The organism is Streptomyces sp. NPDC030893, from assembly GCF_055571535.1.
This window is the reverse complement of the sequence record NZ_JBVIFC010000006.1, coordinates 298,256-312,989: the sequence shown is the minus strand read 5'-3', so window position 1 is coordinate 312,989 and position 14,734 is coordinate 298,256. Positions and strand designations below refer to the sequence as shown.

General features: G+C 70.5%; 17 protein-coding genes. 6 read left to right on the top strand and 11 right to left on the bottom strand.

The window, feature by feature from the left end; all coding sequences use genetic code 11:
• Positions 1 to 78: 78 nt before the first annotated feature.
• The 4 genes from ACZ434_RS15565 to ACZ434_RS15550 form a co-directional block, all read right to left on the bottom strand.
• Positions 79 to 1,431: a hypothetical protein gene (locus tag ACZ434_RS15565; RefSeq protein WP_468455859.1), complete on the bottom strand. Its 1,353-nt coding sequence runs from the start codon at positions 1,429 to 1,431 to the stop codon at positions 79 to 81.
• Positions 1,421 to 2,023, bottom strand: a complete 603-nt coding sequence (locus ACZ434_RS15560; RefSeq protein ID WP_468455857.1) for a DUF6114 domain-containing protein — start codon at positions 2,021 to 2,023, stop codon at positions 1,421 to 1,423. Before ACZ434_RS15560 ends, ACZ434_RS15565 begins: the two co-directional genes overlap by 11 nt.
• A gap of 116 nt (positions 2,024 to 2,139) precedes the next feature.
• Positions 2,140 to 2,772 (bottom strand): DUF6230 family protein, encoded by a 633-nt coding sequence (locus ACZ434_RS15555; RefSeq protein ID WP_468455855.1) that lies wholly within the window; start codon positions 2,770 to 2,772, stop codon positions 2,140 to 2,142.
• A gap of 663 nt (positions 2,773 to 3,435) precedes the next feature.
• On the bottom strand, positions 3,436 to 4,410 hold the full coding sequence (locus ACZ434_RS15550; protein WP_468455853.1) for a tetratricopeptide repeat protein: 975 nt from the start codon (positions 4,408 to 4,410) through the stop codon (positions 3,436 to 3,438).
• A gap of 237 nt (positions 4,411 to 4,647) precedes the next feature.
• Here ACZ434_RS15550 and ACZ434_RS15545 point away from each other — a divergent pair, with 237 nt between their 5' ends.
• A complete protein-coding gene (locus tag ACZ434_RS15545; protein ID WP_468455851.1) occupies positions 4,648 to 5,268 on the top strand; it encodes a TetR/AcrR family transcriptional regulator in 621 nt (206 codons plus the stop codon).
• Between the two features lie 200 nt (positions 5,269 to 5,468).
• On the opposite strand, the gene ACZ434_RS15540 is transcribed toward ACZ434_RS15545, so the two are convergent.
• The 5 genes from ACZ434_RS15540 to ACZ434_RS15520 form a co-directional block, all read right to left on the bottom strand.
• Positions 5,469 to 7,169, bottom strand: a complete 1,701-nt coding sequence (locus tag ACZ434_RS15540) for an acyl-CoA mutase large subunit family protein (protein WP_468455849.1) — start codon at positions 7,167 to 7,169, stop codon at positions 5,469 to 5,471.
• 85 nt (positions 7,170 to 7,254) lie between these two features.
• Positions 7,255 to 7,593, bottom strand: coding sequence for a DUF3817 domain-containing protein (locus ACZ434_RS15535; protein WP_468455847.1), 339 nt, complete (start codon positions 7,591 to 7,593; stop codon positions 7,255 to 7,257).
• A 43-nt stretch (positions 7,594 to 7,636) separates the two neighbouring features.
• Complete coding sequence (locus ACZ434_RS15530) at positions 7,637 to 8,146, bottom strand: MarR family winged helix-turn-helix transcriptional regulator (protein WP_468455845.1); 510 nt, start codon at positions 8,144 to 8,146, stop codon at positions 7,637 to 7,639.
• A gap of 66 nt (positions 8,147 to 8,212) precedes the next feature.
• Positions 8,213 to 8,512 carry an MTH1187 family thiamine-binding protein gene (locus ACZ434_RS15525; protein WP_468455843.1) on the bottom strand — a complete coding sequence of 100 codons (300 nt, stop codon included), beginning with the start codon at positions 8,510 to 8,512 and terminating at the stop codon, positions 8,213 to 8,215.
• Positions 8,509 to 8,853 (bottom strand): DUF3817 domain-containing protein, encoded by a 345-nt coding sequence (locus ACZ434_RS15520; RefSeq protein ID WP_468455841.1) that lies wholly within the window; start codon positions 8,851 to 8,853, stop codon positions 8,509 to 8,511. The genes ACZ434_RS15525 and ACZ434_RS15520 overlap by 4 nt, the downstream gene beginning before the upstream one ends.
• A 195-nt stretch (positions 8,854 to 9,048) precedes the next feature.
• Between ACZ434_RS15520 and ACZ434_RS15515 the strand changes: the two genes are divergently transcribed.
• The 4 genes from ACZ434_RS15515 (at position 9,049) to ACZ434_RS15500 (ending at position 11,680) form a co-directional block, all read left to right on the top strand.
• Positions 9,049 to 9,681 (top strand): AIM24 family protein, encoded by a 633-nt coding sequence (locus ACZ434_RS15515; RefSeq protein ID WP_468455839.1) that lies wholly within the window; start codon positions 9,049 to 9,051, stop codon positions 9,679 to 9,681.
• Between the two features lies 1 nt (position 9,682).
• On the top strand, positions 9,683 to 10,333 hold the full coding sequence (locus tag ACZ434_RS15510; protein ID WP_468455837.1) for an AIM24 family protein: 651 nt from the start codon (positions 9,683 to 9,685) through the stop codon (positions 10,331 to 10,333).
• 20 nt (positions 10,334 to 10,353) lie between these two features.
• Positions 10,354 to 11,106, top strand: a complete 753-nt coding sequence (locus ACZ434_RS15505) for an AIM24 family protein (RefSeq protein ID WP_468455914.1) — start codon at positions 10,354 to 10,356, stop codon at positions 11,104 to 11,106.
• Positions 11,107 to 11,203: 97 nt separating this feature from the next.
• Positions 11,204 to 11,680 carry a MarR family winged helix-turn-helix transcriptional regulator gene (locus tag ACZ434_RS15500; protein WP_468455834.1) on the top strand — a complete coding sequence of 159 codons (477 nt, stop codon included), beginning with the start codon at positions 11,204 to 11,206 and terminating at the stop codon, positions 11,678 to 11,680.
• 24 nt (positions 11,681 to 11,704) lie between these two features.
• Here the strand turns inward: ACZ434_RS15500 and ACZ434_RS15495 are convergent, their stop codons facing one another.
• Positions 11,705 to 13,156, bottom strand: coding sequence for a sensor histidine kinase (locus ACZ434_RS15495; RefSeq protein WP_468455832.1), 1,452 nt, complete (start codon positions 13,154 to 13,156; stop codon positions 11,705 to 11,707).
• On the bottom strand, positions 13,153 to 13,872 hold the full coding sequence (locus ACZ434_RS15490; RefSeq protein ID WP_468455830.1) for a response regulator transcription factor: 720 nt from the start codon (positions 13,870 to 13,872) through the stop codon (positions 13,153 to 13,155). The genes ACZ434_RS15495 and ACZ434_RS15490 overlap by 4 nt, the downstream gene beginning before the upstream one ends.
• A 121-nt stretch (positions 13,873 to 13,993) precedes the next feature.
• Between ACZ434_RS15490 and ACZ434_RS15485 the strand changes: the two genes are divergently transcribed.
• Positions 13,994 to 14,707, top strand: a complete 714-nt coding sequence (locus tag ACZ434_RS15485; RefSeq protein ID WP_468455828.1) for a PepSY domain-containing protein — start codon at positions 13,994 to 13,996, stop codon at positions 14,705 to 14,707.
• Positions 14,708 to 14,734: the final 27 nt, after the last annotated feature.

Genomic DNA, 14,734 nt, shown 5'->3' with positions numbered 1-14,734 from the left:
ACGACGTCGAGGGCGCCCCCGCGGACGGGGGGCGCCCTCGGCGCGGTTGCGGCTCCCGGAACGGGGTCCGGGGGGTGCTCAGGTGACGTACTGGTGCAGTCCGGGGATGTGCAGGGTTCCGCCGAACTGGCCGGCCTGCTGCACCGTCACGTCGGTGAAGTAGATCAGCGGGATGTTCAGCGGCGGCGGGTGCTCCGGGTCGAAGGTGATCGGGATCAGCCCGAGCAGCTTGCCGGAGATGCGCTCCGTGTACATCAGCGTGTCGCCGTCGCGGATGGTGGACGTCGATCCCTTGGCGGCCTGCACGTGGTAGGTCTTGCCGGACTGTTCGTCCTTGACCGTCTGGTGCAGGTCGCCGATGTCGGTGCCGTTGGAGACGACGTACTTCAGCACCTTCTTGGTGGTGCCGTTCGCGGTCCGCACCTCGACGATGCCCTTGTAGTCGGCGCCCTTCAGCGTCAGCGAGCTGGCGTTGAGGTACCAGGGGTCGTCGGGCAGCGGAACCTTGTTGTCGACCCCGCCCTCGGCGTCGGTGGCGACGGGGCAGTCCTCGAGGTCGACGCCGGAGGTCTCGGAGGGGCTCGGCGAGGCGGTGGCCTCCGGGCCGTCGGCCTTCTCCTCGTCCTTCGCTTCCTTCTCGTCCTGCTCGTCCTTCTCCCCGGTCCGGTCCTCGGTGTCGCCGGCCGCGTCCTCGGCGGTGTCCTTCGCCGGGTCGGCGGCCTCGTCGGCGGTCTCCTTCGCGGCGGCCTTCTCCCCGGCCGGCTGCTCGGCGGCCGGCGCGGAGGCGGACGGGGTGGGGCTCGGGCTCGCCTCTTCCTTCTTGTCCTTGGGAGTGAAGACGTCCTTGATGGCGTCCCCGATCTCCTCCAGCACGTTGCGGTCGGTCTCCGACGGCTCCGGCGCGGGCGCGGCCGGCTGCTCGGCGGCCTGTCCGGCCGCGGAGGCGGACGGGGCCGGCTCGGGTCCGGACTTGTCGTCGGAACCTGAATCCGGCGAAGAGTCCGCTCCCTTGTCGGCGTCCTTGTCGGTGTCCTTGCCGGAGTCCTTGTCCGGGGCCTCCTGTGCGGGTGCCGACGGGTCCGTGTCCGACGAGGGCTTCTCGTCCGGGGACGCGTTGTCACTCGCCGTGGCGGACGGGGTGGGCGACGCGCCGGCGTCCCCCTTCTCGGCCTCCTCGATGGCCTCCAGGCACTCCTTGAACTCCTCGGCCGTGAGGTTCTTCGACGACGGCTGGTCGTCGGCCTGGGCGAGTGTCGGGGTGAAGCCCATGCCCATGAGGACCGCCGTCGGCATCGCCGCTATGGCTATCGCCTTCCCGGCCGGCATGTGGAACCTGGTGAACAGCGGCTTCTTGGGTGCCGCGTGGCGCGGCCCGGTTCTCACACGGGACGTGTCCACCTCAGTCCCGTGGGTCACCTCGTCAGCCGGCACTGTGCCTCCCGTTCGCCCCGTTCGCCGGGCTCGTTCCTGACAGGTCTTTCTCGCCCGGCACCTCGGGTGCCCGGGCGTGGTCCTCCTCGCCGGCCGGCGCGGTGCCGTCGGCCGGCTCCAGGACCGTGGTGTCGGCGCTCGCGCCCTCCGGTGTGCCGCCGTGGCCCGCGCCGTCCGCCGGCGGCTCCTCGGCGGGCGGTGTGCCCGGCGCCCACGACACGGCCATCGCTCCGCCCACCAGGGAGAAGAGGAAGCCGATGAGGAAGCCGCCGATGTTGGACACGGGGATGGACACCAGCGCCAGCAGGATCGCCGCGACACCCGCGAAGACCCGTACGTGTTTCTGGAACCAGAGGCTGACGCCGAGGACGACGAGCAGCACACCGATGATCAGGGATCCGGCGCCCGCCGTGGTCGCCATGGCCAGAGTCAGGTGTCCGATCTGGAGGTTCGCGTACGGGAAGTAGGCGATGGGGAGTCCGCCGAGCATGACGAACAGCCCGGCCCAGAACGGCCGTTCGCCCCGCCAGGCGCGGAACTGCAGCCTGCGGCGGGTGAACTGGCCGGCGGCGGCAGGAGTCTCGGCGCTCATGGAAAACAGCTCCCTGGTACGGCTTTGCTGTGGTGGTGATGTGCGCCGCGCGCGACGGCGCGGCGGGAAGTGGACGGGCGGGGGCGCCACCGGCTCCCCCGCCCGTCAGCGAGTGCTTAGTAGCACTCCTTGACACCCGTGGAGAGCGACATCTTCAGACCGCTGAGCTTGAAGGTTCCGGCGGTGGTCGCCCACGCCGTCTGCTTCACGTCCTTCAGGACGGCCGTCTCGGCCTGCTGGGCGAAGCCGTACGGGTTCGCCTGCTCGCCGCCGCCCTTCATGCCCGGACCCTTCTTGGCGTCCTTGGCGGCCACACCGATGTCGATGTTCGTGAACGTCGCGTCGGCGTTCAGGTCGGCGACATCGATGTACAGGTTCTCGGCCTTGACCGGCTCGCTCTGTCCCGCACGCAGCATCAGGCTGACGTTCCCGAGCACCGGGATGTTCGGGGTGACGACCGACTGGCACATGTTCTTGATGGTCGCCGACTTGAACGCCGAGACCGCGACGGGGTGAACCGTCTTCTTGCCGGTGAGGGTGTACCCCTCGTCAAGGGCGCCGTACTGCGAGAAGCCCGTACCGACGAGCTCGTCCGTGGTGACCTTGAACGACTGGCCCGACACGCTGAACGACGCCGCGAGGGCACCCTGCGCGAGGGCGACACCTATGCACGCCGTGGCGGCCACGCTGGGCACCATGACCACAGCGAACCGCTTCCATCTGGTCCCGCCACGCACCTGGGACTCCATATTTCCTCCTTCTCGGACGTACATCTCCTGTCCTGACCCGCCGCCGTGAACGGAGGCCGGGCCGGGCAGGGATGGGAGAAGTGCTACGTCCTCGGGAAGGAGAGCGCCCGCACTCGGCGGCGCAGACACGCGCCCGAATCACCGGCGATCACCCCCGAGCGACAACCACTGGTCGCGCCTGACACGCATCACGCACAACCCTGCTGGACAGGCTTCACCGGGAGGGCGAAGACCCCCCTGTCCAAGAACCGGCGCCACTGCCGCCGGTTCTGCTCGGTGGGGACCCAGGGATTCCCGCGTCCCGACCGGCTGTCGGGGGCACGGGGCAATGGACCGAGCGTCGCCGATCGTGGTGCATTCTCGGCGCCCGCACAAGGGGGTTCGTTACTCGCTAGTAACGGCCGGGTAACCGTGTCACGACCCGCAGGACCCGCTCGGCGACGCTCGGTGCACCGCAGGGGCCGTACAAAACTATTGATCGGCGGACAGAATCCGACAGATCAACGCCTGCGACTTACTCGCAGTAACAGCGGCCGCGATTGCCAAGATTTGGCAAAGCACGGCCGCACCAGCCCCTGTCGGCCGATCGGCAACTCGGGCCCCACGCACCCGACCGACCGGCGAACCGGTATGGATCGGGCGTCGTCGTCCGGTCCGCCCGGATCAGAACAGGGCCCGCGCCAGCGCCCGGCGTGCGGCGATCACGCGCGGGTCGTCGGCGCCGACCACGTCGAACAGCTCCAGCAGCCGCACGCGTACGGTGTCGCGGTCGTCGCCCGCCGTGCGCGCCACCGTCTCGATGAGCCGGCCGAAGGCGTCCTCGACATGGCCGCCCACCAGGTCCAGGTCGGCGGCGGCGATCTGCGCGGCGGCGTCCTTCGGCTGGTCGGCGGCGTCCTTGCGGACCTTCGCCGGGTCCAGGTTCTGCACCCGCTGGAGCAGTTCGGCCTGGGCGAGGCCCAGCGCGGCCTCCGGGTTGCCGGGGTCGTCGGCGAGCACGTTCTTGTACGCCTGGACGGCACCGGCGAGGTCACCGCTGTCCAGCGCCTGCACGGCGGCCTCCAGCAGGGCGTCGTACGGCCCGGCGGCCTCGGCCGGGGCGGGCACCTGGCCACCCGGCTCGGCGTCGGGGTCGACGGTGAGACCGGTCAGGCCGAAGCGCTGCTCGCCGACCTGCACCAGCTGGTCCAGGGTCTGGCGGATCTGCGCCTCGCCCGCGGCGCCCTGGAAGAGCGGCAGCGCCTGCCCGGCGACCACCGCGAAGACCGCCGGGATCCCCTGGATCCCGAACTGCTGCATCAGCATCTGGTTGGCGTCGACGTCGATCTTGGCGAGGAGGACGCGCCCGTTGTACTCGACGGTGAGCCGCTCCAGAAGGGGGCTCAGCTGCTTGCAGGGCTCGCACCACTCGGCCCAGAAGTCGATGACGACCGGGACCTCGGTGGACCGCTGAAGGACATCGCGCTCAAAGCCGGCCTCGTCGACGTCGATCACGAGGTCGGCCGGGGAGACGGCTCCCCCGCCGCCCTGCCGGGCCGTTTCGGCGCGCGCCTGCTCCGCCTTCGCCTTGGCCTCCTGGGCCGCCTTCACCGCGGCGAGGTCGACGACCCCGCTCATGGACATGTTCCGTGGCTGCATGGGTCTATCCTCCCCCGTACCCCGCGCGTGTGTGAAAAACGCCCGGGAAACCCAGGCGTACGTGTGGTGTTGGCGCCGGGTCCCCACCCCACGCCCGTGGTCGTCGCTCGGGCACGCCGGGCCGGCGTGCTTTCGCTACGGGTCGTAGCGTAATGCCGGAGCGCCCATCGCGGCAGCCCTCGTCCCGTGATCTCTCTCACGACCGACCGCGCGGTATCCGGCCGTTAAGGTCGTGCCATGCAGAGCCGCGTTCCCGCCAGTCGCACCGGGCGCCCGCGCAACGCCGCCGCGGACGCCGCGATCCTGGCCGCGACGCGTCAGGCGCTGGTCGAACTCGGGTGGTCCAAGCTCACCCTGGGGGACGTGGCGGTCCGCGCGGGGGTCGCGAAGACCACCCTCTACCGCCGCTGGGCGGGCAAGAACGAACTGGTCGTGGACGCGGTCGCGGAACTCTTCGACGAGCTGACCCTGCCCGACCGCGGCTCGCTGGCCGCCGACATCGAGGGCGTGGTGCTCCAGTTCGCGGCGATACTGGCCCGCCCGGAGGCCAGGAGCGGGCTGATGGCGGTGGTCGCCGAGGCCACCCGCGACGACGCGCTGCGCGAGCGCATCCGGGCCTCCATCGTCGAACGGCAGAAGCGTCTCGTCCTCGCGGGCCGGGCCCGCGCGCAGGAACGGGGCGAGCTGCCGGCCGAGCAGGACGCCGAACAGGCGGCCCGCAGCGTGGACCTGATCTTCGACATGGTGGCCGGAGCGGTGGTGCACCGCACACTGGTCAGCGCGGAACCGGCGGACGAGGAATGGGTCCACGGCTTCACCCGGGTCCTGCTGTCGGGCCTCGCCGCGGCGCCGGGATGACGGGACCGCGCCCCCGGGCCGGTCGTGAACCGGCCAGGGTCGGCCGGTAGCCGTCTGTCGGCGGGGTTCGGCGTCCTGCGAGGATCCAGGTCACTCCGCCGGGGCGCAGGAGGCGCCCGACGGGGCCGCCTCTGCGTCTGTGTCGTGACCCGTGCGCGGGCGGCAGCTCGTACCGCCCGCGCACGGTCCGTGGCCGGGCCTCAGAAGCCCGCGGGCTCCGTGTAGACGCCCCACTCGTCGCGCAGGACTCCGCAGATCTCGCCGAGGGTGGCCTCCGCCCGTACGGCGTCGAGCATGGGCTCGATCATGTTGGCGCCGGAGCGGGCGGCCGCGACCATGGCGTCGAGCGCGCCCCGCACCTTCGCGTCGTCCCGTCCGGCCTTGCGGTCGCCCAGCAGCCGCACCTGCTCCCGCTCCACCTCGTGGCTGACCCGCAGGATCTCCAGGTCCCCGGTGACCGACCCGGTGTGCACGTTGACGCCGACGACCCGCTTGTCGCCCTTCTCCAGCGCCTGCTGGTAGCGGAAGGCCGACTCGGCGATCTCGCCGGTGAACCAGCCGTCCTCGATGCCGCGCAGGATGCCGGAGGTGATCGGCCCGATGGGGTGCTGCCCATCCGGGTGGGCCCGCAGGCCCCGTTCCTTGATCTGCTCGAAGATCTTCTCGGCGTCCGCCTCGATCCGGTCCGTGAGCTGCTCGACGTACCAGGAACCGCCCAGCGGGTCGGCGACGTTGCCGACGCCGGTCTCCTCCATCAGCACCTGCTGCGTACGCAGGGCGATCTCGGCGGCCTGCTCGCTGGGGAGGGCGAGGGTCTCGTCGAGGGCGTTGGTGTGCAGGGAGTTGGTCCCGCCGAGCACGGCGGCCAGCGCCTCGACGGCGGTCCGGACGACGTTGTTGTACGGCTGCTGCGCGGTCAGCGAGACTCCGGCGGTCTGCGTGTGGAACCGCAGCCACTGCGCCTTGTCGCTCTTCGCGCCGTACACGTCGCGCATCCAGCGTGCCCAGATGCGCCGCGCGGCACGGAACTTGGCGATCTCCTCGAAGAAGTCGACGTGCGCGTCGAAGAAGAAGGACAGGCCCGGGGCGAACACGTCCACGTCCAGCCCGCGGCTTAGCCCCAGTTCCACGTACCCGAAGCCGTCGGCGAGCGTGTACGCCAGCTCCTGCGCGGCCGTCGCCCCGGCCTCGCGGATGTGGTAGCCGGAGACCGACAGCGGCTTGTACGCGGGGATACCGGCCGCGCAGTGCTCCATCAGGTCGCCGATGAGGCGCAGGTGCGGCTCGGGCTGGAAGAGCCACTCCTTCTGCGCGATGTACTCCTTGAAGATGTCCGTCTGCAGCGTGCCGTTGAGCACGCCCGGGTCGACGCCCTGCCGCTCGGCGGCCACCAGGTACATGCAGAAGACGGGCACGGCGGGCCCGCTGATGGTCATCGAGGTCGTCACGTCGCCGAGCGGGATGTCCTTGAACAGGACCTCCATGTCGGCCGCCGAGTCGATCGCCACCCCGCAGTGCCCGACCTCGCCCAGCGAGCGCGGGTCGTCGGAGTCGCGTCCCATCAGCGTCGGCATGTCGAAGGCGACGGAGAGCCCGCCCCCGCCGTTGCGGAGGATCATCTTGTAGCGCTCGTTGGTCTGCTCCGCGTTCCCGAACCCGGCGAACTGCCGGATGGTCCACGTCCGCCCCCGGTAGCCGGTCGGATACAGCCCGCGGGTGAAGGGGTACTCCCCCGGCCAGCCGATCCGCTCGAAGCCCTCATAGGCGTCCCCGGGCCGGGGACCGTACACCGGCTCCACGGGATCGCCGGAGAGCGTGGTGAAATCCGCGTCGCGCTTGCGCGCGGCGTCGTACCGGGCCTGCCAGCGTCGGCGGCCTTCCTCGATGGCGTCAGCGTCCATACCTTCGAATTTACTAGGACGTCCAAGTAAATGTCGATGGCAGACCGCCGCACGCTGCTCCGTGCGGCGGTGATGTCGCGAAACGTTACGCCTTGGCTACCGCGGGCTCCGCACCCTCGACCTCGCCCTCCAGCTCCCGGCTGATCCGGCGCTCCACGAAGAACGCGGCCGTGGGCACGGTGCCGGCCAGCAGCACCCAGAGCTGCTTCTTCACCGGCCACTTCAGCTTGGAGCCGAGGTCGAAGGCGAAGATCAGGTAGACCACGTAGAGCCAGCCGTGCGCGATGCTGACCACCTGGGTGAAGTCCTCCGCGGCATCCAGCTCGAGCGCGTACTTGCCGATCATGCCGAAGGTCAGCGCGACGAGGAGGACACCGGTGACGTAGGCCATGACCCGGTAGCGGGTGAACACGCTCTTCTTCATGCAGTCGAGCGTAACCGGCCGTCCGGAGAGATCTTGGCCGGGGTCAGTCGCCCTCGAAGTCCCCCGCCGCCAGCCGCAGCGGCCTCAGGATGGCGAAGAGTTCGCCGCACTCCTCGGCGTCGTACGCGCTCAGGCCGAAGTCCATCGCCATCAGGTCGCGGGTGGCGGACTCGACCACCTCGCGGCCCTTGTCGGTGATGGTGGCGAGGGTGCCGCGGCCGTCGTTGGGGTTGGGGCGTTTGGCGACCAGGCCCGAGCGCACCAGGCGGTCCACCGTGTTCGTCACCGAGGTGGGGTGCACCATGAGCCGTTCGCCGATCTTCGACATCGGCAGCTCGCCCGACTTGGAGAAGGTCAGCAGCACCAGCGCCTCGTACCGCGCGAACGTGAGCCCGTACGGCTTGACCACCGCGTCGACCTCGGCCAGCAGGATCTGGTGCGCGCGCATGATCGAGGTGATCGCGGCCATCGACGGCACGCTTCCCCAGCGCTGCTTCCAGAGCTCGTCGGCGCGGGCGATGGGATCGAACGAGAGACTGAGCGGCTTCGGCACGCCCCAGACCCTACCGGCCGGTCATATGTCGGTCAGCCCTGTCTCACTCATCGGGCCGCGGGGTCGTCAGCCGCCGCTCGCCAGATGCCGCTCGACGGTCTCGACCTTCGAGGTGAGGCCGTCCGTCACGTCCGGGCGGATGTCCGCCTTGAGGACCAGGGAGACGCGTGGCGCACGCGCCTCCACCGCGGCCACGGCGCGCTTGACCACGTCCATGACCTCGTCCCACTCGCCCTCCACGGACGTGAACATGGCGTCGGTGCGGTTCGGCAGGCCGGACTCGCGGACCACGCGCACGGCGTCGGCGACGTACTCCCCCACGTTCTCGCCGACGCCCAGCGGTGTCACCGAGAAGGCGACGATCATGCGCTGACGACCCCCTCGTTGCGGGCGCGGGAGGCGATCACCGCGTCGTCGGCCTCACGCTTGAGCCGGCGGTCGGCGAAGAAGCCGCCGGCGGGCAGCACCGACATCACGAAGTAGAAGGCGGCGGTCTTCAGCGGCCACTTGGCGCGGTTCCAGGCGTCGGCCCAGAAGATCACGTAGAGGACGAAGAGGAAGCCGTGGACCGCGCCCATGACCGGGACGGCGTTGAAGTCGGTGGTCCGCTTGAGGACCGAGCAGACGAGCAGCAGCAGGAACGAGATCGCTTCGGGGCCCGAGACCAGGCGGAGGCGGCGGAGGGCGGAGGCGGTCTTGATGTCCACGGGTCACCTTCGGTGGGAGAGACGTCGGCGTCGACGGTTCGGATGGCTTGTGAACCCACGCACAAGCGTGGGCCCATTGTGGCAAACGCCGTAGGCGATCACCGGAGGGGGTCCCGCGGATCCCGTAAGGGCTCGACTCCACCCTCAGGATCTGTCGGCGGGGGCAAAGGTGCCGCTACCGTCGCAAGGGTGGCGATGTTCCGACTTCAGAGCAGCAAGGTGCTCGCCGTCGACATGACCGGGGATGCCGTGAAGGCGAAGAACGGCTCCATGGTCGCGTACGACGGGGAGATGGCCTTCAAGAAGCTCAGCGGTGGCGGTGAGGGCCTGCGGGGGATGGTGACCCGGCGGCTCACGGGCGAGCAGATGACGCTGATGGAGGTGAAGGGGCACGGGACCTGCTTTTTCGCGGACCGGGCCTCCGAGATCAACCTGGTCGGCCTCCGGGGCGACACGCTGTACGTGGAGTCCAGCAATCTGCTGGCGACGGACGGCGGGCTGCGCACCGGGACCACGTTCACGGGCCTGCGCGGGGCCTCGCAGGGCAACGGGCTGTTCACGACGACGATCGAGGGGCACGGGCAGGCGGCGCTCCTGTCGGACGGGCCGGCCGTGCTGCTCCGGGTCAGCCCGCAGTACCCGCTGACGGTCGACCCGGGCGCCTACGTGGCCCACCGGGGCAACCTGCGGCAGTCCTTCCAGTCGGGTGTGACCTTTCGCACGCTGATGGGCGAGGGCGGCGGCGAGGCCTTCCAGATCCGGTTCGAGGGCGACGGGGTGGTCTACGTCCAGCCCAGTGAGCGCAACACGATCGCGGGGGACGTCTGACATGGGCTTCCGGGAGATCAACTCGAAGATGATCGAGGCGACCGTGGCGCCCGGTCAGCGGCTGTTCAGCCAGCGCGGCGCGATGCTCGCGTACACGGGCGAGGTCTCGTTCACTCCGAACATGACCGGCGGTCAGGGCGGAGTGATGTCGATGATCGGGCGTCGGGTGGCGAACGAGGACACGCCGCTGATGACCGTCGAGGGGAACGGGACCGTCCTGTTCGGGCACGGGGGCCATCACATCCAGGTGATCAACCTCGCCGGCGACACGCTGTACGTCGAGGCGGACCGCCTGCTCGCCTTCGAGGGCACGCTGGAGCAGGGCACGGTGTTCCTCGGCGCCCAGGGCGGGGTGATGGGGATGGTGCGCGGGCAGGTCTCCGGACAGGGGCTGTTCACCACCAGCCTGAAGGGGCACGGCGCGGTCGCCGTGATGGCCCACGGAGGGGTGATCGAGATCCCGATCACCCCGCAGCGGCCGGTGCGCGTCGACCCGCAGGCGTACGTCGCCCACCACGGCGACGTCCGCAACAAGCTGTCGACCGCCCTCGGCTGGCGGGACATGGTGGGCCGGGGCTCCGGCGAGGCGTTCCAGCTGGAGCTGAGCGGCAGCGGTGCCGTGTACGTCCAGGCGTCGGAGGAGAAGCTGTGAGCCACACCGTCCACGACCCGATGACGCTGCCGTCCGACGACAACGTCGACGCCTACACCTTCTGCGTGGAGCTCAAGGGCACCCAGTGGTTCATGCAGAAGGGGAAGATGATCGCCTACTACGGATCGATCGAGTTCAACGGCATCGGACACGGACGACTCGACCGGATTGTCCGTACGTCGTTCCATTCGCCTCTGCACGCGAGCGACTGGGTCGTGGCGGAGGGCTCGGGCAAGATGCTCCTCGCCGACCGGGCCTTCGATGTGAATGCGTACGACCTCGAGGACGGCAACCTGACCATTCGCTCGGGCAACTTGCTAGCTTTTCAGCCAAGTCTGTCGCTCAAGCAGTCGATCGTGCCGGGTTTCCTGACCCTGATCGGAACCGGAAAGTTCGTGGCCGCATCCAACGGCCCGGTGGTCTTCATGGAGCCTCCCCTCCGGGTGGACCCGCAGGCACTGGTCGGCTGGGCGGACTGTCCGTCCCCGTGCCATCACTACGACCACGGGTACATGACCGGCGTGATGGGCGGTCTACGTGCGATGACGGGCCTGGGCGGGGCCTCCGGCGAGGAGCACCAGTTCGAGTTCGTCGGGGCGGGTACGGTGCTGCTCCAGTCCTCCGAGGCGCTGATGGCGGAGCAGGCGACGGGGGTCGCCCCGAACGAGCCGGGGGTGCCCGGCGGCGGGGTTCCGGGTGGCCACGGGCAGGGGGCGGGGGCACCGCGTCTTCCCGGACAGCTCGGAGACCTTCAGCGTCGCTTCGGGCTGTGAGCGGTAATGTGCGGGGTGTGACATCGAACGCCTGACCGCGGTGTCACACGGAAGCCTCATTAGTTCGCCTTTCAACTTCCTTAGGTAGACTTCATTCATGGAGACCGAGACGGCCACCCGCTGGCTGACCAATGCGGAGCAGTGCGCCTGGCGCACCCACCTGGAGGTCAACAGGCTGTTGACCTACCAGCTCGAGAAGGATCTGCAGCCGTTCGGCCTGACAATGAACGACTACGAGATTCTGGTGAACCTGTCCGAGTCGGAGGACCGGCGGATGCGGATGAGCGACCTCGCCTCCGCGACCATGCAGTCCAAGAGCCGGCTCTCGCACCAGATCACCCGCATGGAGAACGCGGATCTGGTCCGACGGGAGAACTGCGAGTCCGACCGCCGGGGACTGTACGCGGTCCTCACCGAGCACGGTATGGAAACCATGCAGAAGGTCGCGCCGCACCATGTGGCGTCCGTGCGCAGACACTTCATCGACCTGCTGGCCCCCGAGTCGCTCACCGAGCTCGACAAGGCCCTCAAACCCATCGCCGAGCATCTGCGCGGACAGCGGGGGCGTCCCTGACGTCTCCCTGCCGCTAGGGCCTGTCTAGTCGGCGAGCGGCAGGCGGAGTTCGAACAGGGCTCCGCCGGCCGGTGCCGTACCCGCCGTGAGCGTCCCGCCGTGCCGTACGGCGACGTCCCTCGCGATCGCGAGGCCCAGTCCCGCGCCGCCGTCGTCGCGGCTGCGGGCGGCGTCCAGCCGTACGAACCGCTCGAAGATCCGCTCCCGGTCGGCCTCGGCCACTCCCTCGCCGTCGTCGGCCACCGCGAGCACCGCCCGGGCGCCCTCCCGGCGCACGGTCACGGTGACCCGCTCGCGGGCGTGCCGTCCGGCGTTGTCCAGCAGGTTGGCGAGCACCCGTCCGAGCTGCCCCCGCGATCCGGTGACCTCCGCCGGATCCGCGTCCACCGTCACCCCGGTACGTCCCGCCGCCTCCTCCCGAGCCATCGCCGCCAGGTCGACCCGGGCGTCCGCGGGCCGCTCCCCCGCGTCCAGCCGGGCGAGCAGCAGCAGATCGGCCGCGAGGTGCTGGAGCCGCACGGTGTCCTCCACCGCGCCGTCGAGGTCGAGGAGTTCGGGGTGGGCAGCGGCCACCTCCAGTTGGGTGCGCAGGGAGGCGATGGGGCTGCGCAGCTCGTGGGAGGCGTCGGCGACGAACCGCCGCTGCCGCTCCACGGACGCCTCCAGCGCGGCCAGGGTCTCGTTGGTGGTGCGGGCCAGGCGGGCGATCTCGTCGTGCGTCATCGGTTCGGGGACGCGGCGGGTGAGGTCCTCGGAGGCGGTGATCGCGGCCATCTCCCGGCGGATGCCCTCCACCGGGCGCAGGGCCCGGCCGGTGACCAGCCAGGTCACCCCGGCGACGACACCGAGCAGCAGGGGCAGGCCGATGAGCATGCCGGTCAGCGTGGTGTCCACCGCGCTGTGCTCGGCGGCGAGCGGAGCGCCCGCGGTGACGGTCAGACGGCCCCGGTCCGCGGTCCCCACGTCCACGGCGGCGAAGCGGTAGTCCTCGGCGTCGCCGTCGATCGTCGCCGAGCCGTTGGTGAAGGTCGTTCCGCCGATCTCCCCGGGGGCGAGGGACGTGCCGGAGTCGTCGTCGGAGTCGTCGTCGCGGTCCTCCGCGTCGTCTTCGCCGTCCCCGTCATCGTCGTCGTCACCGTCGGCGGGTGCCGACGGGCGTGGGGTCACCTCGGTCGTGGACGTGCCGTCGATCCGCTGAAGGTCCTCGGAGGCCGCGACCAGCGTGCCGTCCTCGTCGACGATCTGCACCGGCCGGTCGTCGCCGTCCAGCCCGGAGAGCTGGTCGTACGGCGTCCGGGCGGCGAGTTCGGTGGCGACCGCCCGCGCGGACTGCTCCGCCTGGCTGCCCGCCTCGCCGATCAGATTCGACCGCAGGGACATCAGGACGGCGGTGCCGGCCGCGACCAGGGCCACCGCGACGACGAGGGTGGCGGCGAGCGTCGCCCGCGCGCGGACCGAGCCGAACAGGCGGTTCACGGCGCGGTCTCCAGCCGGTAGCCCGCGCCGCGCACGGTACGGATCAGTCCGGCGCGCAGTTTGCGGCGCAGGGCGCTGATGTAGACCTCGACGATGTTGGGGTCGCCCTCGTAGGCGAAGTCCCAGACGTGCTCCAGGATGTCGGCCTTGGACACCACCTCGCCGGCCCGCACCACGAGCTGCTCCAGCACCGAGAACTCCTTGGCGGTCAGCGTCACTTCGTCCTCGCCGAGGAACACCCGGCGGGCCGCGGTGTCCACCCTGAGGTCGCCGTGCACATGGACCGGGGAGGCGCCGGCGCCCTGCCGGCGGCGCAGCAGCGCCTTGATCCTGGCGACGAGGACGACGTACGAGAACGGCTTGGTGAGGTAGTCGTCGGCGCCGGTGTCGAGGCCCTCGGCCTCGTCGTACTCGCCGTCCTTGGCGGTGAGCATCAGGATCGGCACGTCGTGTCCGGCGGCGCGCAGGGCGGCGCAGACCCGGTAGCCGTTCATGCCGGGCAGCATGATGTCGAGGATCAGGAGGTCGTACGTGCCCTCCGTGGCCCGGTGCAGGCCCTCCCGGCCGTCGTGGACGACGTCCACGGCGTAGCCCTCGGCGGTGAGGCCCTTGGCGAGGGAGAGGGCGAGGCGTTTTTCGTCCTCCACGATCAAGAATCGAAAGGGGCGGCGCGAAGCGCCTCCGGCAGGGTGGTGGTGGGCGACGGGCGGGCGCATGCGGTCCAGGGTCGCAAAACGAACCTGAAGATCACTTCAGGGGGCTTCAGGTTCCTCTCAGCGTCGGTCGGCGACATTGATGGTGCACGGAGCGAAACGCAGCGACTCGGGAGGAACTCACATGAAGCGCAACATCGTGATCGCCGTCGTCACGGCGGCGGCTCTGGTCGGCGGGGGTACGGCAACGGCCATCGCGGTCTCGGGGGACGACGACGGCGGGGCGGCGGGGGCGTCGGCGTCGGTGGCGCAGGCGGAGGAGCGGGCGGGGGAGGACGACGGGCGGGACGACGATGGTCGTGATGACGACGGCCGTGGTGACGACGACGGGCGTGGTGACGACGGGCGTGGTGACGACCGGGACGACGACCGCGACGACCGCCCCGTCTCCGGTGACGTGACCGCCGCCGACGCCATCGCCGCCGCGCTGAAGCACAGGCCGGGTACGGCCGTCTCCGCCGAACTGGACGACGGCGCCTGGGAGGTCGACGTCCTCGGCGGCGGGGACACCTGGCACAGCGTGTGGATCGACCCGGCCACCGGCAAGGTCCTCGGTGCCGAGAAGGACGACGAGGACGACGCCGACGAGGTGCGGGCCGCACTGAAGGGGGCGTCGGTGAGCGCCGAGCAGGCGGCGAAGGCGGCTGCCGCCAAGGGAGCGGTCACGTCGGTGGAACTGGACGACGACGACGAGCGGGGCTGGGAGGCCGAGACGCGGGCCTCCGGCGGAGACGACGACGGGCGGGACTGGTGGGTGGACCTGGACAGCGGGAAGGTCACCGCCGACCGGGACGACGACGGGGACGACTCCGACGATTCCGACGACTCCGACGACTGACCGTCCGTCGTGGGTCGGGTGGGCGGT